This is a genomic window from Bacillus sp. SIMBA_026 (assembly GCF_046535335.1).
Taxonomy (GTDB): domain Bacteria; phylum Bacillota; class Bacilli; order Bacillales; family Bacillaceae; genus Bacillus; species Bacillus velezensis.
The window spans coordinates 1-275 of record NZ_JAWRWX010000134.1; the positions used below are offsets into that span (position 1 = coordinate 1).

Sequence of the window (275 nt, forward strand, 5' to 3'; positions counted from 1 at the left end):
CCCCGCAAAACGGGTTGATGCTTACATATGACATGCTATTGAATGTTTGTGGACACGTTCTGGATGAGGCCGCTGTCCGTGCGGCGGAGAGTCCAGCGCGTCGGGAAAAAGAAAAGCGGAACAGGGATAGGAATCTTATTTATTCCTTCACAACGGCGGTTGGTCCTCCTGTGGTGAATAGAATATTGGAAAGGTACAAAGCCTTATCAAGGGTCGCTCCAGCGTAATAAGCAGCCTGAGTTGGAAATTAATTATCCTTCGCCGGCGACTTTGGG

The 275-nt window shown here is 49.5% G+C and carries 1 protein-coding gene; it reads left to right on the top strand.

Annotation, left to right across the window (positions count from 1 at the left end):
• Positions 1 to 227: hypothetical protein (locus SB847_RS20955; RefSeq protein ID WP_410578530.1), on the top strand; the 227-nt coding region annotated here is incomplete at its 5' end.
• Positions 228 to 275: the final 48 nt, after the last annotated feature.